At 29.6% G+C, this 21,768-nt stretch carries 20 protein-coding genes and 1 other annotated feature; of the genes, 16 read left to right on the top strand and 4 right to left on the bottom strand.

Annotated features, from left to right (window positions below; all coding sequences use genetic code 11):
- Nucleotides 1-143 precede the first annotated feature (143 nt).
- From B3Z56_RS11055 to B3Z56_RS11125, 15 genes are all read left to right on the top strand, one after another.
- Nucleotides 144-428: a putative quinol monooxygenase gene (locus tag B3Z56_RS11055; RefSeq protein WP_346848037.1), complete on the top strand. Its 285-nt coding sequence runs from the start codon at nucleotides 144-146 to the stop codon at nucleotides 426-428.
- A gap of 449 nt (nucleotides 429-877) precedes the next feature.
- Nucleotides 878-1,777: an arginase gene (gene rocF, locus B3Z56_RS11060; RefSeq protein ID WP_346878788.1), complete on the top strand. Its 900-nt coding sequence runs from the start codon at nucleotides 878-880 to the stop codon at nucleotides 1,775-1,777.
- A 102-nt stretch (nucleotides 1,778-1,879) separates the two neighbouring features.
- On the top strand, nucleotides 1,880-2,068 hold the full coding sequence (locus B3Z56_RS11065) for a DUF1858 domain-containing protein (protein WP_035132884.1): 189 nt from the start codon (nucleotides 1,880-1,882) through the stop codon (nucleotides 2,066-2,068).
- Nucleotides 2,069-2,232: 164 nt separating this feature from the next.
- Nucleotides 2,233-2,436, top strand: a complete 204-nt coding sequence (locus B3Z56_RS11070) for a heavy metal-associated domain-containing protein (RefSeq protein WP_346877457.1) — start codon at nucleotides 2,233-2,235, stop codon at nucleotides 2,434-2,436.
- 66 nt (nucleotides 2,437-2,502) lie between these two features.
- Nucleotides 2,503-3,369 (top strand): SDR family oxidoreductase, encoded by an 867-nt coding sequence (locus B3Z56_RS11075; RefSeq protein WP_346878789.1) that lies wholly within the window; start codon nucleotides 2,503-2,505, stop codon nucleotides 3,367-3,369.
- A gap of 214 nt (nucleotides 3,370-3,583) precedes the next feature.
- Entirely contained in the window at nucleotides 3,584-4,828 is a 1,245-nt protein-coding gene (locus tag B3Z56_RS11080) for a metal-dependent hydrolase family protein (protein ID WP_346878790.1), read from the top strand.
- A 312-nt stretch (nucleotides 4,829-5,140) separates the two neighbouring features.
- Entirely contained in the window at nucleotides 5,141-6,070 is a 930-nt protein-coding gene (locus tag B3Z56_RS11085; protein WP_346848043.1) for an ABC transporter permease, read from the top strand.
- A gap of 11 nt (nucleotides 6,071-6,081) precedes the next feature.
- The gene (locus tag B3Z56_RS11090) at nucleotides 6,082-7,020 is read left to right on the top strand and encodes an ABC transporter permease (RefSeq protein WP_346848044.1); all 939 of its coding nucleotides are present in this window, start codon (nucleotides 6,082-6,084) and stop codon (nucleotides 7,018-7,020) included.
- 11 nt (nucleotides 7,021-7,031) lie between these two features.
- Entirely contained in the window at nucleotides 7,032-8,048 is a 1,017-nt protein-coding gene (locus tag B3Z56_RS11095) for an ABC transporter ATP-binding protein (RefSeq protein WP_346878791.1), read from the top strand.
- The gene (locus B3Z56_RS11100; RefSeq protein ID WP_346848046.1) at nucleotides 8,041-9,018 is read left to right on the top strand and encodes a dipeptide ABC transporter ATP-binding protein; all 978 of its coding nucleotides are present in this window, start codon (nucleotides 8,041-8,043) and stop codon (nucleotides 9,016-9,018) included. The genes B3Z56_RS11095 and B3Z56_RS11100 overlap by 8 nt, the downstream gene beginning before the upstream one ends.
- A 34-nt stretch (nucleotides 9,019-9,052) precedes the next feature.
- The gene (locus B3Z56_RS11105; RefSeq protein ID WP_346877461.1) at nucleotides 9,053-10,744 is read left to right on the top strand and encodes a peptide ABC transporter substrate-binding protein; all 1,692 of its coding nucleotides are present in this window, start codon (nucleotides 9,053-9,055) and stop codon (nucleotides 10,742-10,744) included.
- Nucleotides 10,745-10,863: 119 nt separating this feature from the next.
- Nucleotides 10,864-11,129: a binding site (T-box leader), on the top strand.
- A gap of 124 nt (nucleotides 11,130-11,253) precedes the next feature.
- Nucleotides 11,254-12,261 carry an aspartate--ammonia ligase gene (gene asnA, locus B3Z56_RS11110; protein ID WP_346848217.1) on the top strand — a complete coding sequence of 336 codons (1,008 nt, stop codon included), beginning with the start codon at nucleotides 11,254-11,256 and terminating at the stop codon, nucleotides 12,259-12,261.
- Nucleotides 12,262-12,654: 393 nt separating this feature from the next.
- The gene (locus B3Z56_RS11115) at nucleotides 12,655-14,265 is read left to right on the top strand and encodes a CTP synthase (RefSeq protein ID WP_346848048.1); all 1,611 of its coding nucleotides are present in this window, start codon (nucleotides 12,655-12,657) and stop codon (nucleotides 14,263-14,265) included.
- A 256-nt stretch (nucleotides 14,266-14,521) separates the two neighbouring features.
- Entirely contained in the window at nucleotides 14,522-14,935 is a 414-nt protein-coding gene (locus B3Z56_RS11120; protein WP_346848049.1) for a flavodoxin, read from the top strand.
- Between the two features lie 13 nt (nucleotides 14,936-14,948).
- Nucleotides 14,949-15,575 (top strand): DUF3793 family protein, encoded by a 627-nt coding sequence (locus B3Z56_RS11125; protein ID WP_346848050.1) that lies wholly within the window; start codon nucleotides 14,949-14,951, stop codon nucleotides 15,573-15,575.
- 61 nt (nucleotides 15,576-15,636) lie between these two features.
- On the opposite strand, the gene feoB is transcribed toward B3Z56_RS11125, so the two are convergent.
- A complete protein-coding gene (gene feoB / locus B3Z56_RS11130; RefSeq protein ID WP_346848051.1) occupies nucleotides 15,637-17,796 on the bottom strand; it encodes a ferrous iron transport protein B in 2,160 nt (719 codons plus the stop codon).
- A 209-nt stretch (nucleotides 17,797-18,005) separates the two neighbouring features.
- Complete coding sequence (locus B3Z56_RS11135) at nucleotides 18,006-18,272, bottom strand: FeoA family protein (RefSeq protein ID WP_346848052.1); 267 nt, start codon at nucleotides 18,270-18,272, stop codon at nucleotides 18,006-18,008.
- Nucleotides 18,273-18,589: 317 nt separating this feature from the next.
- Between B3Z56_RS11135 and B3Z56_RS11140 the strand changes: the two genes are divergently transcribed.
- A complete protein-coding gene (locus B3Z56_RS11140; RefSeq protein ID WP_346848053.1) occupies nucleotides 18,590-19,087 on the top strand; it encodes a metal-dependent transcriptional regulator in 498 nt (165 codons plus the stop codon).
- 61 nt (nucleotides 19,088-19,148) lie between these two features.
- On the opposite strand, the gene B3Z56_RS11145 is transcribed toward B3Z56_RS11140, so the two are convergent.
- Both B3Z56_RS11145 and B3Z56_RS11150 read right to left on the bottom strand, forming a co-directional pair.
- Nucleotides 19,149-20,972 (bottom strand): HAMP domain-containing sensor histidine kinase, encoded by a 1,824-nt coding sequence (locus tag B3Z56_RS11145; protein ID WP_346848054.1) that lies wholly within the window; start codon nucleotides 20,970-20,972, stop codon nucleotides 19,149-19,151.
- Nucleotides 20,973-20,986: 14 nt separating this feature from the next.
- Complete coding sequence (locus B3Z56_RS11150; RefSeq protein WP_346848055.1) at nucleotides 20,987-21,691, bottom strand: response regulator transcription factor; 705 nt, start codon at nucleotides 21,689-21,691, stop codon at nucleotides 20,987-20,989.
- Nucleotides 21,692-21,768 lie beyond the last annotated feature (77 nt).

Below are 21,768 nucleotides of genomic sequence, written 5' to 3' on the forward strand. Positions count from 1 at the left end.
ATTCTTTTATAGGGTGTTTAACTATTTTTATATTTTTATATTTTTATATTCAGTGAAGGTTAAAATCTATGAAGCTTAAAGCATGTAGGGAAAATATTATGGTGAACATTAACTAAAATAATTTATATTGGAGGTATATGAATATGATTACTATTGTAGCAAAAAAGACTATAAAAAAAGATAAAAAAGAAGAATTTAAAAATTTAGCCAATAAACTTATAGAAGAAAGTAGGAAAGAAACTGGATGTATAGAGTATGATCTTTACGAAGATTTAAGAAATAGTGATGTAGTTGCATTCATTGAGGTTTGGGAGAGTGAAGAAGCAATAAAGTTACATAACAATACAATACATTTTACTAATCTTGTACCAGAACTCGCTAAACTTCAAGAGGGAGAAACAGAAATAACTCTTTATAAAAAAATATAGATAGAAAGCCTATTTCAAAGATAATATTGAAATAGGCTTTATTATATTTGAGAAAGTATTCCTAAATTATAACTTGATGTATGTATAAAAATACATATTTTAATAACAGGCAATGGAATATATGAAAAGTTTAATATATTGAAATTTTTATAAAATATTCTTTAAAATGAAATGAAGTTTATTACATATATTATAAAACCTTTAAGTTAACCACATAATTATCCATTAGAACAGTGAATATTATAACAGTTATTATATAAAAATATATATATTCGATAAAATAAATATTAGTTTTCTATTGTAATTTTATTAGTTTTGGAATAAAGTAATAATTGCTGATAAATTTCTACGTTATATTAGATAGATACATAATAGAAATAGGGATTTGAAAGTAAAATTTGACTGAATGCTAATATAACATAAGTGGCATTTTAACGGAGGGGATTTATATGGATATTAACTTAATTGGAGTACCTCTTTATTATGGATGTGATAGAGCAGGGGTAGAAAATGGACCAGATGAATTAAGAGAAAATGGAATTAAAAAATTATTAGAAAATCATAAAAATAAGGTATATGATTTAGGTAATATTTATGTTAATAATACAAAGGATAAGCAACCTTTTGCGGCCGGAGTAAATGCAAAATACATTAATGAAATTATAGAAGTAACTGAGAATTTAGCTAATTCAGTTTATAGTTCCCTATGCGGTGGAGGTTTTCCTATAACTTTAGGTGGAGATCATGCTTTAGCTATGGGAAGTGTTGCTGGTTCAAGTAGATATTTCCAGGGAGATTTAGCTGTAATATGGATTGATGCTCATGGAGATATAAATACCTTTGAGACAAGTCCTACAGGAAATGTTCATGGTATGCCATTAGCTGCATCAATGGGTTTTGGAGATGAATCTTTAACAACTTTATATTTTAATGGTATAAAAGTTAAAAAGGAAAATGTATTTATAATTGGAGCAAGAGATTTAGATGAAGGTGAACTTCAATTAATTAAAGATAAAAATTTAACTGTTTGGACTATGGATAAAGTAAGAGAAATAGGTGTAGATAAAGTGTGTAAGGAGCTTTTGGAAGGTTTAAAAGCACGAGGAATAAATAATATTCATATTAGCTTTGATATAGATTCTGTAGATCCAAAATTAATAAAAGGAACGGGAACTCCAGTTCCAAATGGATTTAATATAAATGATGCAGAGAAGTTATTAACTAGTATATTTAATACTAGATTAGTTAAATCTATGGATTTTGTAGAATTTAATCCATGTTTAGATGATACTGATACTACGTTAAAAAGTTGTATGGCATTAATAAAAAAAATAGGTGAATTAATATAGATATAAAAATTAAATAATTAAATCTGTAGAAATGTAGTATACTATGTTTAATGATATATATTTATATCTAAGTTAATCAAAATAAAAATGGAGGTAATAGTTATGCAAGTAACAAAGGAAATGACTATTGGGGAAGTAATAAGACAAAATGAGAAAGCAGCAGAAGTTTTAATGAGTTTTGGTATGGGTTGTGTTGGATGTCCTTCAGCACAAGCGGAAACTCTTGAAGAAGCATGTATGGTTCACGGGTTAAAAATAGATGACTTATTAAGTAAACTCCAAGCTATTTAGGAATAAAATATAAGATTTAAAGACGCTACATAGGTAGTGTCTTTTTTTATAGATTAATTTACAAAAATGAAAGGTGTATAGTTTAGAATTATTATTTCTATGCATAAAAATTGCTCTTTTAAAAGATAATATATTAGAAAACTAATAATTGGAGGTAAATTAAAATGAAATCAGTACATTATAATGTTTCAGGATTAGTAAATTCAGAAAGTAGAACTAAGTTAAATAATTCTTTAGATAAAATTAATGGTGTACAACAGGTCTGTGTTGATATAGCAAGAGGTACAGTGGAAGTAAATTATAACAGTCCAGCAACTCCAGAAGAAATTAAGGACTGTATTTCTCATACAGGGTATATAGTAAAGTAAAAAAAGATAGAGCAAGAGTAATGGAGTTAAAATATTAATTTCTATATATAGATAAGGAGTGTTAAAATGGACTACAATTTTCCAATTGGGTTTAAGCCTCAACATCAAAGTATACAGCCAGGCATTGAAAGTGAAATGGAACCAAAACCTATCTATGAAATAGATGATTATCATAAAACTTCAGACAGATTAAAGGGCAAAGTAGCTTTAATTACAGGGGGAGATAGTGGTATAGGAAGGGCTATTTCTATACTATATGCAAAAGAAGGAGCAAAGGTATGTATAATTTATTTAAATGAACATGAAGATGCTAAGGAAACAAAAAGTCTTATTGAAGAAAGAGGAGGAGAGTGTTTGCTCATCTCTGGAGATATTGGTAATGAAGACTTCTGCAAGGAAGCTATAAAAAAAGTAGTACAAAAGTATGGAGTTATAAATATTTTTGTATCAAATTCTGCAGAACAACATGAGTGTCAACAAATTAATGAGATAACTAGTAAGCAATTACATAAAACCTTTGATACAAACTTCTTTGGAGCTTTCTATTTAACAAAAGAAGTACTCTTTCATATGAAGAAGGGGGATTCAATAATATATACAACTTCTGTAACAGCCTATGAAGGAAATGAAACTTTAATAGATTATTCTTGTACTAAAGGAGCTTTAACAGCCCTAACTAGAAGTTTATCAAAGTCATTGGCTACAAGAGGAATAAGGGTAAATGCAGTGGCACCAGGTCCAGTATGGACGCCACTTATACCATCATCCTTTCATAGTGATAAGGTATCTACTTTCGGCAGTAATACCTTGTTTAAAAGAGCAGGTCAGCCTGTTGAAATTGCAGAGAGCTATGTATTCTTAGCTGGAGATGGGGCTTCATTTATAACTGGAGAAACTATTCATATAAATGGTGGTCAATTTATAACTAGTTAATAATTTATATAATTAAATTAAGTTACTTAGTTAGACCATGAGTAGATAATGTAATTATTGTCTACTCATTTTATTTTCATGAAATAAATTATAAAAAACATAAAATTAACCCTGTTTAATTTTACATATATGGTATAATAATGAGTTGAGGCAAACTATTGGAGTATATCAAAGTGAAGCCATAATAATGTGAATAATTTTTGGGGGGTAAAATATGAGAAGTATAGCATTTATAGGAGGACTATTGATAGATGGATCAGGAACTGAACCTGTAGAAAATTCCTTAGTTCTTGTTGAAAATAAGAAAATTACTTATGCTGGAGTGATGAAAGAAATAGAAGAGAATTATGAAATAATAGATATATCAGGAAAAACTATTATGCCAGGGCTTATAGATTCTCATCTACATTTTAGCGGAAATAGAACAGATAGTGATACAGAGTGGGTATTAGAGCCTGTGATACAAAAGACAATAGTAGCTGTTGCTCAAGCTAGAGAAGCTTTGGAGCATGGACTAACATCCGTAGGTGAAATTTCTCGTTCTGGAATTCATCTTAGAAATATGATTGAAGAAGGAATAATACCAGGACCACGTATAGTTGCAACAGGTTTAGGATTTTGTAGAACTTCAGGACATGGAGATTCACATAATTTACCATTGAACTATAATGAAGATTCACATCCATGGGCAGAAAGAGTTGATGGACCTTGGGAATTGCGTAAGTCTATCAGAAAACGAATACGTGAAAATCCTGATGCTATAAAAATATGGTCTACTGGAGGAGGTATATGGAGACATGATGCCAAAGCAGCATCTCACTATTGTATGGAGGAAATACAAGCTGTGGTAGATGAATGCAATATGGTTGGATTACCGGTTTGGTCTCATGCTGAAGGTTATGAAGGAGCTTTAAATTCATGTAAGGCAGGAGTTTCTGCTATAATCCATGGTCAGGAATTAAATGAAGAATGTTTAGAAATAATGAAGGAAAAGAATATAAGCTTTTGTCCAACCCTTCAATTCTTCTATCAATGGTTTACAGTGTACGAGCCTCCCTATAGAAAAATTTTAGATGATTATGAGGGAGAGACAGTAGCTGAAAAGGAGCTAAATCGTATAATAAGTAATCTAAGAAATGCAAATAAAAAGGGAATAAGAATAACAGTAGGTTCAGATTCCTTCTGTAGTAGCTTAACTCCCTATGGAGAATATGCAATAACTGAAATGTATACTCTTTGTAAAGCTGGACTTACCAATATGGAGGTAATTTTAGCAGCTACAAAAAATGGAGCAGAAATGCTAAAAATTGATGATATAACAGGCACTTTGGAGTCAGGTAAGTTTGCTGATATTATTGTATTGAATGGAAATCCATTAAAGGATATTCATGATATAAGAAGTGGTAACATGCAGATAATTATGAAGGAAGGTACCTTTGTAAAGAAAAATATAAATTAATAGTTTAAAGAGTTGTCTTAAAATACACTAGATCTTAAATTGATGTTTAAGCATCATTTCCTTAATGAAATGTGAATAAATATCTTAAAGAGTGCAAAATTTTAAGGCGCTTTTCTTTTTTTGAAAAATATAATTACTTAGCTTTATTGAGCAACAAAGCACATTAACCCATTAAGAAATAGTGAAATATAGATATATATGAAGATTGTTATTAATTTATCATTAAAAAGTAATGGATTAAACAAAAATTAATGGAATATTGAGAGAATAAATCAATATATATATATCATATAAAAAATGGGGGGTGAGAATTTGATTAAATACATTCTAAAAAGACTAGGTATAAGTGTAGTAACTATATTTATAGTTATCACTGCGACATTTTTTTTAATGAGATTAATGCCTGGTGGACCTTTTGATGGTGAAAAGCCACTACCACCAGAAATAAAGGCTAGTTTAGAAGCAAAATATGGATTAGATAAATCTTTAGGTGAGCAATATTCTATGTATTTAAAGGACTTGCTTAAGGGGGATCTAGGTCCAAGTATGAGATACAAAGGAAGAGAAGTACAAGAAATAATAGGTTATTCTTTCCCGGCATCTGCTAAACTTGGTGGAGTAGCTGTGGCAATTTCCTTAATTTTTGGAATACTTTTAGGGATAATTGCTGCTCTTAAATATAATAAGTGGCCAGATTCAATATGTATGGTACTTGCTACACTGGGAGTTACATTGCCAAGCTTTGTTATAGCTACATTATTGATGTATGTATTTGGAGTTAAACTAAGCTTAGTTCCAATAACAGGGTTAGATAACTTAAAGAGTTATATTTTACCATCAGTAGCTCTAGCTGGATATTCCATAGCATTTATATCTAGACTTACAAGATCTAAACTTTTAGAAGTTTTGAAATCAGATTATATTAGAACTGCAAAGGCAAAAGGAGTTAATGGTAGAAGAATCATGTTTAAACATGCTCTTAGAAATACATTAATCCCTATAGTAACCTACGTAGGTCCATTGATTGCAGGAATATTAACTGGTAGCTTTGTAGTAGAAAAGATATTTGCTATACCTGGACTTGGAAGAGAGTTTGTAACTACAATAACAAATAGAGATTATACAACTATACTTGGAGTAACTATATTCTATAGTACACTTCTTATACTATGTAATTTAATTGTGGATATTATGTATGTAATTATAGATCCAAGAATTAAATTAGAAAATGTTGAAGCGTAGGAGGTGATGTTATGGAATTTAATGAAGAAATTAATGAAATTTTAGAAAAGGATTTTGTCTTTGTAGATGAAGGTAGTAAACAAAAGGATACAATAAATAGGCCAAGTGTATCTTATTGGAAAGATTCGTGGAGAAAACTTAAAAAAAATAAGTTAGCAATAGTAGGGCTTATCTTTGTTATTCTTATAACTCTAGGAGCTATATTTATTCCTTGGTTTTCTAAACATGATTATACGACAAATAACTTAATGCTTACTAACCAAGGACCGTCTGCAGAGCATTGGTTTGGAACAGATTCACTAGGAAGAGATTTGTTTGTAAGGGTTATGTATGGTGCTAGATATTCTTTAATAATTGGTTTTGTGGCATCTATACTTAATTTGGTTATAGGTATAGTATATGGTGGAATTGCTGGACTTATAGGTGGATGGGTAGATAATATTATGATGAGAATTGTAGATATAATATCTTCTATACCTATGACAATATATGTAATACTATTAATGGTCATTCTTGAAAAAGGTGGTTTATTCAATATTATTGTAGCATTGGCTATTTCTTATTGGATAGGTATGGCTAGAATTGTTAGGGCAGAAATACTTCAGCTTAAACAACAAGAATTTATTTTAGCTGCTAAAACTTTAGGAGCTCAAGGTAAGAGAATACTATTTAAACATCTAATTCCAAATTGTTTAGGTCCAATTATAGTAACTCTTACACTGCAAATACCAACTGCAATATTTTCAGAAGCTTTTTTAAGTTTTATTGGATTAGGATTAGTACCACCACTTGCATCATGGGGAACTTTAGCTAGTGATGCTTTATCTACTTTAAGATTATATCCGTATCAGCTTTTATTTCCGACGTTGGCTATATGTATAACAATTTTTTCATTTAATATGCTTGGTGATGGGCTTAGAGATGCTCTAGATCCAAAGATTAAAAAGTAGGTGGTGGAAGGATGAGTAATTTGTTAGAAGTAAATAATTTAAAAACATCTTTCTATACTCAATTTGGAGAAGTGCAAGCTGTAGGGGGAGTTTCATTTAATCTAGAACATGGTAAGGTTATGGGTATAGTTGGAGAATCTGGTAGTGGAAAAAGTGTTACAATGATGTCTATTATGAGGCTTTTAGATGATAATGGTAAAGTAAAAGAGGGGAAAGTAAGATTTGAAGATAAGGATATAGTATCTATCAGTGAGGAAGATATGTCTACCATAAGAGGGGATGATATATCCATGATTTTCCAAGATCCTATGACTTCTTTGAATCCGCTTATGACTATAGGAAATCAAATTATGGAGCCGCTTAGAATCCATAAGAAGATGACTAAAGAAGAAGCACATAAAAAAGCTGTAGAATTATTACACTTAGTTGGTATACCTAGTCCTGAAAGCAGAATGAAGCAATATCCACATGAGTTTTCTGGGGGTATGAGACAAAGGGTTATGATAGCTATGGCATTAACTTGTAATCCAAAGCTATTGATAGCGGATGAACCAACTACTGCACTAGATGTTACGATACAAGCACAAATTTTAGAGATAATGAAGGATATAAAGGAAAAACTAAATACATCTATAATTCTTATTACACATGATTTGGGAGTTGTTGCAGATATTTGTGATAATGTGAATGTAATGTATGGAGGTCTTATTATAGAGCAAGGAACTGTAAAGGATATATTCTATAATTCTAAACATCCATATACTTGGGGTCTTATGGAAAGTGTTCCTAATCCTAATACCTTGGTAAGAGAAAGACTAAGACCTATAGATGGTCAACCACCAGATTTATTTAAACCTCCAAAGGGATGTCCATTTTATGTTAGATGTAAATATTCTATGGAAGTATGTAAAGAGCATAGACCTAAATATTATGAAATAACTCCAGGACATAAATCTGCTTGTTGGTTAAATGATAATAGGGCACCAAAGGTTGAAACTCCATTGAAGAGGAGGAAGGAAGATGAGTAGCATGGAGAAACTAATAGAAATAAAAAATCTATGTAAATATTTCAATACTAAGAAATCAATTTTTAGTAAGAATAAAGGAATATTAAAGGCTGTTGATGGGGTATCTCTTCAAATAAAAAAAGGAGAGACTTTAGGCCTAGTAGGAGAATCAGGATGTGGTAAAACAACTTTAGGTAGGACTCTATTAAAATTATATAATCCTACTGCTGGAGAGATATTTTATGATAATGAAGAGATTGGTAAGCTAACTAATAAGCAGATGCTATCTTATAGAAAAAAGATGCAGATGATATTTCAAGACCCTTATGCATCACTTAATCCACGGCTAACCGTTGGAGATATTATCGGTGAACCATTAGATATTTATAAAATATGTAAAGGCAAAGAAAGAGAAGAAAAAGTAAAGTATTTTTTAGATAAGGTAGGTCTTGATCAAAATCATTTAAATCGTTATCCACATGAGTTTTCAGGAGGTCAAAGACAAAGAATCGGAATAGCAAGAGCTCTTGCAGTTAATCCAGAGTTTATTGTTTGTGATGAACCTATTTCTGCTCTAGATGTATCCATACAAGCTCAGATAATTAATATGATTGAGGATTTGCAAAATGACTTTGGCCTAACTTACTTGTTTATAGCTCATGATTTATCCATGGTTAAGCATATATCCAATAGAGTTGGAATAATGTACTTAGGAAAACTAGTTGAAATAGCAGAGAGTAATGAGGTATATAGTAAACCAATACATCCCTATACCAATGCATTACTATCTGCAATTCCAATTCCTGATCCGGATGAAGCTAAAAGAAGACAAAGAATAATTTTAGAGGGAGATATTCCATCTCCAATTGATCCCCCACCAGGATGTAGATTTAAATCTAGATGTAAATATGCAAAACAAATCTGTGGTGAAGAGGAGCCAATTTTAAAGGAAGTATCTCCTGGTCATTGCGTAGCTTGTCATTTATTTTAAAATAAATTAATTAATTTAATAAGGAGGTCAATGAATGAAGAAAACTAGAATAATGGCACTGATAATGACTGCAATAATGACAGGTACATTACTTTTAGGATGTACTAAGACTAAAGGAAATGAAGGAGAAAAACCTGGTGATAGCAATACGCCTGTGGTAGAAGAAACAGTAGAACAAAAAATAGTATATAATTTAGGTGCAGATCCTAAAACTATTGATCCACAGCTAAATTCAGCAGTAGATGGTTCAACAATAATTCACAATGCTTTTGAAGGGTTAATGAGAGAGGATGAAAATTCTAAAATAGTACCAGGTACTGCTGAAAAGTATGAAGTATCTGACGATGGAACTGTATATACTTTCCATATAAGGAAGGATGCTAAATGGTCAGATGGAAAACCGGTAGTAGCTGGGGATTTTGAATATGCATGGAAGAGAGCATTAAATCCTAAAGTGGCAGCAGAATATGCATATCAACTTTTCTATATAAAAAATGGAGCTGCATACTATAATCAGGAAAAAGTAGGAGATAAGGTTGCTACAGCAGAGGATGTAGGTGTAAAGGTTATAGATGATAACACTTTAGAAGTAACTCTTGAATCTCCAGTTCCATATTTCTTATCATTGGCAGCTTTTCCAACTTATTTCCCAGTTAGAAAAGACATTATAGAAGGAAATGAAGAAAAATGGACATTAAAACCAGACACATATATATCTAATGGACCATTTAAGATGTCTGAATGGAAAGAAAAAGAAAGTATTACATTTGTAAAAAATGAAAATTATTGGGATGCTAAAAATGTAAAACTTGAAACATTAGAAGTAAGATTAATAGATGATCAAATAACTTATTTAAATGCCTTTAAGAGTGGAGAAATAGATGTAATAGAATCACCACCTCAGGCTGAAATTCCTACATTACTAGATGAAGGAACAGCAAAAATATATCCTTATTTAGGAACGTACTTCTATGTAATAAATGTATCAGACAAAGCTAAGGATGTAGATCCTAAAGCAGCTGAAGCATTAAGCAATCCTAAGTTCAGAAAAGCTTTATCACTAGCTATAGATAGGCAACTAATAGTTGATAAGGTAGCTCAAGGTGGTCAAGCACCAGCAACTAGCTATGTTCCAGCAGGTATTCTTGATTCAATAGGAAAAGAGTTTCAAAAGGATTATTCATCAAAGGGTGCAAATATTGAAGAAGCTAAGAAATTGCTAGAAGAAGCTGGATATCCAAATGGAGAAGGAGCACCAACAATAACATTTACTTTTAATACAGATCAAGGTCATCAAAATATAGCTCAAGCAGTACAAGATATGTGGAAAACAAATCTAGGAATTAATGTAGAGTTGAAAAATGAAGAGTGGGCAGTATTCCAAGATACAAGGAATAATTTCCAATATTCTATGGCTAGACATGGATGGATAGCAGATTATAATGATCCGATGACATTCTTAGATATGTGGACAACTGGTAATGGACAAAATAATGCAGGATATTCAAATAAAGAATATGATAAGTTAATAGCTCAAGCTAAAGTAGAGTTAGATGACGCTAAGAGAACAGAATTATTACACAAAGCAGAAGATATTTTAATGGATGAATCACCAATTATACCACTATACTATTATACCAATGTATTATGTATAGACAAAAATGTTAAAGGAACTTATAAATCACCATTAGGACAAATGGAATTTAGAGATGCTTATGTAGAGTAATTAAATAAATAAAAAGAACTTTAAAATCAAAATGCTATCTCAAAAGAAATTTTGAGATAGCATTTTAAAAGTGCTTTACAAAATAAATTAATTGTGATATTATTTAAAAAAATGAAATGTAGAAAGCGTTGAAGAGAAGAAGTAAAATTAATGTATCTTTACAGAGAATTCCCCATAAGCTGAGAGGTGGAAGAGTAAGTTGATTTGAATAACATCTCTGAGCAGTGCTCCGAAAGATAACAACCAGTAGGCAGTACCGGATCTGCACCCGATATAGTGCTAGAGTATAATCAATTTGTATTAATTGACGTACTTGAAGAGATTGTTATTGTAAAGTAGCAATGAATTAAGGTGGTAACACGTGAGTAGTACTCTCGTCCTTTTATATTTATATATAGGGATGAGAGTTTTTTTATTATATATAAATAAAAAAGATAAAGTATGGGCCCATAAAACTTTATCAACTCTTTAACTTTAAACTTAAAATCTAAGGAGGAATTATTATGAAGATAGAAGGGATTGTTATTCCGAAAGGATATAAATCGAATGCCACATTAATAGAAACAGAAGTACACATAAAGAAGATAAAAGATTTTTTTGAAAGAACTTTATCAGAAAATCTTAGCTTGACTAGAGTTTCAGCTCCACTGTTTGTGGACTCTCAAAGTGGATTAAATGATAATTTAAACGGAGTTGAGAGACCGGTAGTATTTGACTTGCTGGCTACAGGAAAAAATGTTGAAATAGTACACTCCTTAGCAAAATGGAAAAGAATGAGTCTTCATAGATACAACTTCCAAGTTGGAGATGGATTATATACAGATATGAATGCTATAAGAAGAGATGAAGAACTAGACAATTTACATTCAGTTTATGTAGACCAATGGGATTGGGAAAAGGTAATAAAAAAAGAAGATAGAAATGAAGAATATTTAAAAGATATTGTAAGAAAAATCTATAAGGTATTTAAGAAAACTCAAGAATTTGTTGATAAAAATTTAATGAAGGTAGAAAATCCTTTACCAAATGAAATACATTTTATAACTACTCAGGAGCTAGAAGACATTTATCCAAACTTTACTTCTAAGGAAAGAGAAGATGAAATTTGTAGGGAGTTTGGCGCTGTATTTATAATGAAAATAGGTGGAGCGTTAAAATCGGGAGAAAAGCATGATGGTAGGAGTCCGGATTATGATGATTGGAATTTAAATGGAGATATATTATTTTGGTATCCTTTATTAGATAGGGCTGTAGAACTTTCATCAATGGGAATAAGAGTAGATGAAAAAGCCCTTGATTATCAATTAACAGTATCAGGTAATGATAACAGAAGACGTCTAGATTTTCATAAGAGATTATTAGCAGGAGAACTTCCATATACAATTGGAGGAGGAATAGGTCAATCAAGAATATGCATGTTTTTTTTAAACAAAGCTCATATTGGTGAAGTTCAAGCTACTACATGGGATGAAAAAAATATAAAAATTTGTAAGGAAAATAATATAAATTTACTTTAATTCATAAGTGGATTTGTATATTTAATTTTTATATGATGAAGAAATGAATCATAATAAATTTAATTATTAAAGTGTGTTTTAATTTAAAAAATAGTTAAAAGTGAGGCTATCTTAGAATGTTTTTTATTATTCTAAGATAGCCTCACATATTAATATGTAAATTAGTTAGATTTATACTAACAATAATTTTATATATTTAATTATTAAATTAAATATATAAAATGACAAAAAACACTAGCCATATATATGGAAGTGTGGTAATATAAATTCTATGTTAAAAGTACAGACTACCCCATATTATTTATGGGGTAATTCTTATTATACAAATGTAGAGATTAAAAGTCAATAGTAAATTAATAAAATATAAAAATAAATTGTATGGGAGAAGATAACATGAATAGTAAGTATATTTTTGTAACAGGTGGAGTAGTTTCATCCTTAGGAAAGGGTATTACAGCAGCATCTTTAGGTAGACTTTTAAAAAATAGGGGATTAAATGTTACAATACAGAAGTTTGATCCATACCTAAATGTAGATCCAGGAACAATGAGTCCATATCAACATGGAGAAGTATTTGTTACTGATGATGGTGCTGAAACTGATTTAGATTTAGGACATTACGAAAGATTTATTGACGAAAATTTGAGCAAAAGTAGCAATGTTACTACTGGTAAAATTTATTGGTCAGTCATATCTAAAGAAAGAAGAGGAGAGTATTTAGGTGGAACTGTTCAAGTAATACCTCATATAACTAATGAGATAAAAGAAAGAATATGTAGGGTAACAAAGGAAAAGGCAGTAGATGTGGTAATAACTGAAATTGGTGGTACTGTAGGAGATATTGAATCCTTACCATTTTTGGAAGCTATAAGACAAATTCAGTATGAAGTAGGTAAGGAAAATGTGTGTTTTATACATGTGACTTTAGTACCTTATCTAGGAAAAGCTGGTGAATTAAAAACAAAGCCAACTCAACATTCGGTTAAAGAATTAAGAAGTATAGGAATTCAACCAGACTTAATAGTTTGTAGAGCTGAAAAGGAAATATCAGATGAATTGAAGGCAAAAATAGGTTTGTTTTGTAATTTAGAAGGTAAAAATGTAATACAAAATCTAGATGCAGAGTACTTATATGAAGTACCTTTAATGTTACATAAGGAAGGTCTAGATAGGTTAGTATGTGAAAGATTAAATTTAGAATGTACGGATATTGATAATTCACAATGGATTAATATGGTTAATAAAATTAAAAATTTAAATGAGAAAATTAAGATTGCTTTAGTTGGTAAATATGTAGAACTACATGATGCGTATATCTCTGTAGTTGAGGCTTTAAGTCATGGTGGATATGCTAATGATTGCATAATAGAAATGAAATGGATAAATGCAGAAGAGGTAGCAAGATATAATTCGGATGAAATTTTTTCTGATGTGAATGGGATATTAGTACCAGGGGGATTTGGAGATAGAGGAATAGAAGGCAAGATTGAAGCTATAAGGTGGGCAAGGGAGAATAAAAAACCTTTATTTGGGATATGTTTAGGTATGCAATGTTCAGTTATAGAATTTGCTAGAAATGTACTTGGATATGAAGGAGCTAATAGCTCTGAGATTGACCCAAATACAAAATATCCAGTAATAGATTTAATGGCAGATCAACAAGAAATTGAAAACTTAGGTGGTACTATGAGACTTGGTTTATATCCATGTAAACTAGACAAAAATTCAATAGTGGCTAGTGAATATGATGAAATATTGGTAAATGAAAGACATAGACATAGGTATGAATTTAATAATAAGTTTAGAGAAGAATTAGTAGAGAAAGGTATGAATATTACTGGGACAAGCCCCGATGATAGATTGGTAGAAATTGTTGAAATAAAAGATCATCCGTGGTATGTATCAGTGCAATTTCATCCAGAATTGAAATCAAGACCTAATAATCCTCATCCTTTATTCAAAGGATTTATAAGAGCTGCAATTAGAGATAAGGAAAGTAAATAATATAAATAATAAAAGAAGCATTTTTCTAGAATATTAACTGATATCTATAAATTTGATAGCAGTTCAATAGAAAGATGCCTTTTATTATTTATTTAAAGAGCTTTAATAAGTATAAAACCATACATATACAAGCATAATAGGATTATGATTTATTTGTTACTATTCAATTGAGAATAATTATCAAAAACTATTGACAATACCGCGAAGATCCGATATTATTTAATTGAGAATAATTTTCAATTAAGGAGGATGTGTTATGAAAATAGTTTATTGGTCAGGTACAGGTAATACAGAGAAAATGGCAGAATTAATTGCTAAAGGAATCAGAGAAGAAGGAAAAAATGCAGAAGTAATCAATGTTGCTAATGCTAACAGTAGCATCTTTGATGATGAAAATGTAATAGTATTAGGATGCCCATCTATGGGAGATGAAGTATTAGAAGAATCTGAGTTTGAACCTTTTATTGAAGAGATATCTTCAAAAATATCTAAAAAGAAAGTTGTTTTATTTGGATCCTATGGTTGGGGAGATGGAAAGTGGATGAGAGATTGGGAAGATAGAATGCTTTCTTATGGATGTGAAATAAAAGAGGACTGTTTAATAATTTGTGGCGAACCAGAAGATGAAGATGAATGTATAAATTTTGGTAAAAAAATAACACTTTTATAGGTAGGTAATGAAAATGACATGTTTAGAATTTTATAATAAGTTAGAATCTATGAATGGTGAAGAATATATTAAAAACTTTTTAATTTATAATACTTCATTGGTGATTGCAAAGGTTAAACCAGCTGCTACTATTACTTTTAAAAAATATAATAGAAATTTATATAGCAACTGGGGTTCAATGGGAAAAGCGTTTATTCAAAGTATAGGTCTTGACTTTATAGAACTAAGAGAATCTGATGATTCAATTGTAGTATTAATTTATAATCAGCGGTTACTTGAAAAATATATAGGGAAAGAAGAAAATAAAGAGTTTTTAATAGGTCTAGGCTATTCAGAAAATGGAACTATTATAGAATATTTAAATGTGTTAAAAAATAGATATAAAGAATTTAACTGTCCACATGAATTAGGTATTTTTTTAGGAATACCAATTAATGACGTGAAAGATTTTATTAACTGTAATGATAAGAAGTGTTTATTGTGTGGATATTGGAAAGTGTATAATGACTGTATTTCAGCTCAAAGAATTTTTCAATCTTATGATCAGGTTAAAGAATATACAGTAAATTCTATATTTAAAGGAATTGAAGGAAGTACTTTAGTGCAAAGTATAGAAAATAATTTTAGTTTTTATGGGTAAGGCAAAAGTAGAGATGAATAAAAAAACAGAGTGTGTAAACTCTGTTTTTTTATTTAAATGTTTAAGCAAGGCCTAGAATTCGAACTAGAGTTGTTATCGTAAAACAAATTACAATACCTGTTATGGTAGGAATTGCAAAGGAAATGGCGGTCCATTTAAAGCTTTGAGTTTCCTTTTTTATAGTTAAACAAGTTGTACTACATGGCCAGTGCATTAAAGAAAATAACATTACATTTAATGCTGTGAGCCATGTCCAACCATTTGAAGTTAGAAGTTGTCTTAGTTGAATTAAACTATCAAATTCCAATAAACTTCCAGTGGCTGTATAACTCATAATAATAATAGGAATTACAATTTCATTAGCAGGAAAACCAAGTATAAATGCCATTAATATATAACCATCTAAGCCTATTAAATTGGCGAAGGGATTTAAAAAATTAGCACAATGAGCTAGTAGACTAAAGTTTCCAATTGTAATATTAGCCATTATCCAAAGAACTAATCCAGCAGGTGCTGCTACAACAACTGCTCTACCTAAAACGAATAGAGTTCTATCCAATATAGAGCGGATTATTATTTTCCCCACTTGTGGTTTTCTATAAGGGGGAAGTTCTAGAGTAAAGGATGATGGTACTCCTTTAAGTATAGTTTTAGATAGAATTTTGGATATCATTAGGGTCATAAATACTCCTAATAGGATTACACATGTTAGAATTAATGAAGATATAATAGATTGTGATGGTCCAACAAAAGTGCCAGCAAAGAACATGGTGATTATAGCAATTAAAGTTGGAAAACGTCCATTACAAGGTACAAAATTATTTGTAATAATTGCAATTAGCCTTTCTCGAGGGGAGTCTATAATTCTGCATCCAATTATTCCTGCTGCATTACAGCCAAATCCCATGCACATAGTAAGAGCTTGTTTTCCGCATGCACAGCTTTTTTTAAAGAAGTTATCTAAATTAAACGCTATTCTAGGTAAATATCCTAAATCTTCAAGAAGTGTGAATAATGGGAAAAAAATAGCCATTGGAGGAAGCATTACAGCAATAACCCAGGCTAAGGTTCTGTAAATTCCTTTTATTAGAACACCTTCTAGCCACCAGGGTGCACCTAAACCTAGTAAAAATACACTAAGTCTATCTTCAATCCAGAAGAGTGCAGTAGATAAAAGGGATGAAGGGTAATTAGCACCTGTAATTGTTATCCAAAAAACAACACATAAAAGTAAAATCATTATAGGTATTCCATATATTTTAGATGTAAGAATTCTATCAATTTTTCTATCAGTAATATTATATTTATAATTCTCTTTTGTAACCACTTTCATGCTGATTTTTTCGGCTTTACTTACTAAAGTAGTTACTAATATATCCCTAAAATGTTCTCCCGTTATGTTATAAGTAGTTAAAAGATTAGTTGCTTCTATTATCTTTTTTTTAATTATTTCATTATTTAGCATGTTAATATTTAAATATTTATTCAAGGATTGAATTAGACTAGGGTCATTTTCTAATAATTTTAAAGAAATCCATCTAGGGTTAATTTTAGAAGCTATATTTTTTAGAGCTATTTTTACTTCTGGTTCTATTAGTGAGATAGAATCTTCTAAAACTTTATCATACTTAATTTTAATAGGATTTATAGGCACTTCATTATTTGTGAGATTATATACTATATCCATTAATTCTTTAAGACCATATCCTGTGGTAGCGCTAGTACCTACAGTAGGAACACCGAGAAGTAAGGAAAGTTTTGTTAAGTCTACATTAATTCCTTTTCTTTTAGCTTCATCTAGTAGGTTTACACATATTACTACATTGTTAGTTATTTCTATAGTTTGAAGTGCTAAGTTTAAGTTTCTTTCTAGACAAGTAGCATCAAGGATAACTATAGTGGCATCAGGATTACCGAAACAGATAAAGTCTCTAGCAACCTCTTCTTCTACAGAGTTAGCCATAAGAGAGTAGGTTCCAGGTATATCAACTAGTATAAAGGATTTATCCTTGTGAGTATATCTTCCTTGTGCATTGGATACTGTCTTTCCAGGCCAATTTCCAGTGTGTTGGTTAAGTCCAGTTAAGCTATTAAAAATTGTGCTCTTGCCTACATTGGGATTACCAGCTAGAGCAATTATTTTATCTGAGGGGGAAGCACGATCTATATTAAGTTCTTTTTCTAAAGCGCTAACTCCGGTAGATTGATTAGTTAATCCCATTAAAAAACCTCCTATAATAAATTATTGTATTATTTAATCTTATATAATTATGAAAAGTTTAGGGTAAGCATAGATTGTGTTACATAATGTCTAGTAATAGGCTTCAGATGAAGTTACTATTCTATCTGAAGCCTATAATGTTTTGCAAATAAGAATAAAACTAATATATTTTTATTCTTATAATGAAATGCTTTAGTAGGCTTACCACATTAAAGTGCTTCAACTAATATGTTAGAAGCATCTTCTTTACGAATTGCAATTACTGCTCCACGAATTAAATAAGCTACAGGATCACCAGAAGGACTTTGATTAAGAACTTCTATTTCTGTATTGGATATAAGTCCAAGATCAAGCATTCTGCGTCTTATAGATCCACTAGAGGTAAGAGTTTTTACTTTGCATTTTTTGCCCATAGATAAATCTGTTAAGGGTAATATTCTAGATGACTCTATATAAACATTTGAATTTTTATTCATACTGTTAATCTCCTTTTAAACTTTTTGTATTTATAATTAATTAAGTAAGTTATAGTACTTCTAATTATTTTTAATTAATCATATATTTAACTAGTTAGAGTAGGGAAAAAATCTTTCCCTACTCTAACATATGATTATTTATATATTCATGATACTATTTTAAAAATACTATTTTAAAAATAAAGTAGAAATATTTAATAGTTTTTAATTATTTATATTTTAGTGTTTATAATCTAAATAAATATGTAATAGAAATGGAAGGTTGAAAATTTGTTAAGGAACAAAATATAATTTATAGAATATGGAGGATAAAGTAAGTGGATAAAAAATTTTATACAGTTAGAGCATATGAACAGAAGCTATTTGATGATAGATTAATCACTGCATCCATGGAAGATTATGTAGAGATGCTTTATAGATGCACTATGGAAGGGGAGGATTATATAAGACTTAATAAGCTGTCTGCAATGCTAAATGTTAGGGATTCTTCAGCCTCCAAGATGATGCAGAAGCTCGGTAAGCTAGGTTTGATTGATTATGAAAAGTATGGAATTATAAGACTTACTGCTCTTGGTATAAAGGTAGGTAAATATCTTTTATGCAGACATAATACAATAGAAAAGTTTTTGAAATTTTTAGGCTCTGATAGTGATATACTCATAGAAACAGAGTTAATTGAGCATGTGGTAGGTAGTGATACTGTAGAGAATTTAAATATATTTAATTGCTTTATAGAAGATAATAAAAATATTTTAGATGAGTATAGAACATTTAGAGAAAAGTACTATAAGAATGAAGATATTGAGGAAATATAAAAAAGCTACCTAAACGCTATAGCTTTAAGGTAGCTTTGTAAAGTTTATCTAATTTTATATTTTAAGATTTAGGAAGTTTAATTATTACCTTAAATAAGTCTCCGTCACATTTCACTTTAAGAGTACCTTTATGGAGTTCTACTATAGTTTTAGAAATAGCAAGGCCTAAACCAGAACCATCTATTGTAGAATTTCTAGATTTATCGCCTCTAACAAATCGTTCAAGAATATCATCTTCATTAAAATCTAAATCATATTTTGATATATTTTTTACTATTATCTCACATTCTTTTTCACATTCAATAACTTCAAGATAAATTCTAGAGTTTTCAAGTGAATATTTTATAGCATTGCATATTAAGTTATCCATAACTCTTGAAATTCTAGCACCATCTAGGTGTAGGTGACAATCTTTATTTCCAATTACTTTAAAGGTAAGACTCTTATTTTCACCTAAAAAGCTTAGTTCTCCTAGACTCTGATGAATTAGTTCTACAATATCTACATCGCTTTTATTTAAAATAATTTGTCCAGAGTTCATTTTTGACATTTCAAATAAGTCTTCAACAAGCTTTTTAAGTTTAGTTGATTTATTATCTAGAATGGTAACATAATCCTTTATTTCGCTTTTATCAAGGGATTCATCTTTAAGTATATCTACATAATTTACTATGGAAGTTAATGGGGTTTTTAAATCGTGGGATACATTAGTTATAAGTTCAGTTTTTAACTTCTCACTTCGAATTCCTTCTTCAACTTTCTTGTTATAGCTTACCTTTAAATTGTTTATTTCCATTGCTAAGTTGGATAAATTACCAAGATTTTTAGCATTTATATCTACATCCATATCTCCATCTTCAATTTTTTTAAGATATTTGATTAAATTATTCTTATTATTTATGCTCTCTAAATATCTAACACATGTACTTGCTATAATTATAAAAAAAGTTGATTTTATAAGGAAACTATTAAGATTCCTGTTGAAGTAAAAAAAGTAATCATTAGAATTAAACACATAGGATAGTGGAAAATACATTACCCAAAATATAAAAAGTCCTAATAGTGTAGTATCGAAAAATAAGTTTTTAAATACATCCTTAATACTTACAAAAAAAATATTAATAGATTTTATTAGCCTAAAAATAAGTAAATTGTTAAAAATACGTATATATTTTTTTATTCCAAAAATTTTAATACAGAAAAATTGTTTAGTTAACAAAATCATAAATATAATTAATAGAGGAATAGAAAAATAAAATCTAAGTCTTATGAAGTTTGCCATACTACTATATTTAGCACCACGAATAAAGTAAAGTTCCTCTAATTCAGCATTAGGAGAGGTATATGCACCATTGTAGTAACCTCTTGGAGCTGAATAATGGGATAAATTATTAGAACTATAAACTACCACATCATCTTCTTTAGATAATTTTATTAATGCATCTTTAGGTGGAAGTTCATTGAAGGGATAATCTGAAAACCAATTTCTATTAGAAAACCACCTATTATTAGTTTTATCAATCAGTAAAACTCCAATATCACCAATAAGAGAAGTTTCTAAGGAGTTTTGTATAACTTTTGCATCATTATCAGTTTTACAATAGAGAATTTTTGAAAATCCTTCTGTAACACTTAGTAAATTTTCTCTGAAATTGATGACATCATTTTGTAACATCTCATTCTTAAAAGTTTTTTCGTTAATAATAGCAGTTCCATAAAAACTATATCTATTGGTATAATTATCATAATCAGATAGAGTTATTTGAAGAAATTTTGGAAGAACAGTTATACCTATAATAAAAACTATCAGTATTTCAATTAAATTTATATTTTCGTTAGAGGCATTAATCCATTTTTTAATTAATTTTTTAATAGTAGAAGTCAAGGTTTAACCCTCCTTTAACTAGGATTTTCAATTTTATATCCAACTCCCCAGACAACTTTTATATATTCTGGATCTTTAGAATTAATTTCAATTTTTTCACGCATTCTTCTAATGTGAACAGTTACTGTATTCTCACTATGGTAAAATGGAGCTTTCCATACATTTTCATATATTTCTTTTATAGAAAAAACTTTACCGTTATTAGAAGCTAGTAATAGTAATATTCCATATTCTGTAGCTGTCAGTTTTACAGGCTCATCCCTTAGGGTTACAGATTTTAGGGTTGTATCAATAATTAAGTCTTTAATTATAATTTTATCTTTTAAATTTACATTTTCTATATCAAGAGGTTTTTCATATCTTCTTAGTTGAGATTTAACCCTAGCTATAAGTTCAAGATGATTAAAAGGTTTAGTTATATAATCATCAGCACCACTATTTAATCCAATAATCTTATCAAGATTTTCAGATTTAGCAGACAGAATTATTATAGGTATATTTCTATTTTCTCTAATTCTTAAACATGTCTTTATACCATCAAGTTTTGGCATCATTACATCTAATAATATTAAATGAATCTTTTCTTCTTCTAAAATTTGAAGAGCTTCAATTCCATCGTAAGCCTTTAACACGTTTAAGCCTTCACGCTTTAAATATATTTCTATAGCATTACATATTTCAACTTCATCATCTACTACTAAAATATTGAAATTTGACATACTATTGAGCACCACCTTTTATTTTTAAACATTTTTTATGATTTACAATTAATATTTTACAACATAAATACACAAAA

The sequence above is a fragment of the Clostridium sp. UBA7791 genome (genome assembly GCF_002480755.1).
Lineage (GTDB): Bacteria > Bacillota > Clostridia > Clostridiales > Clostridiaceae > Clostridium_J > Clostridium_J sulfidigenes.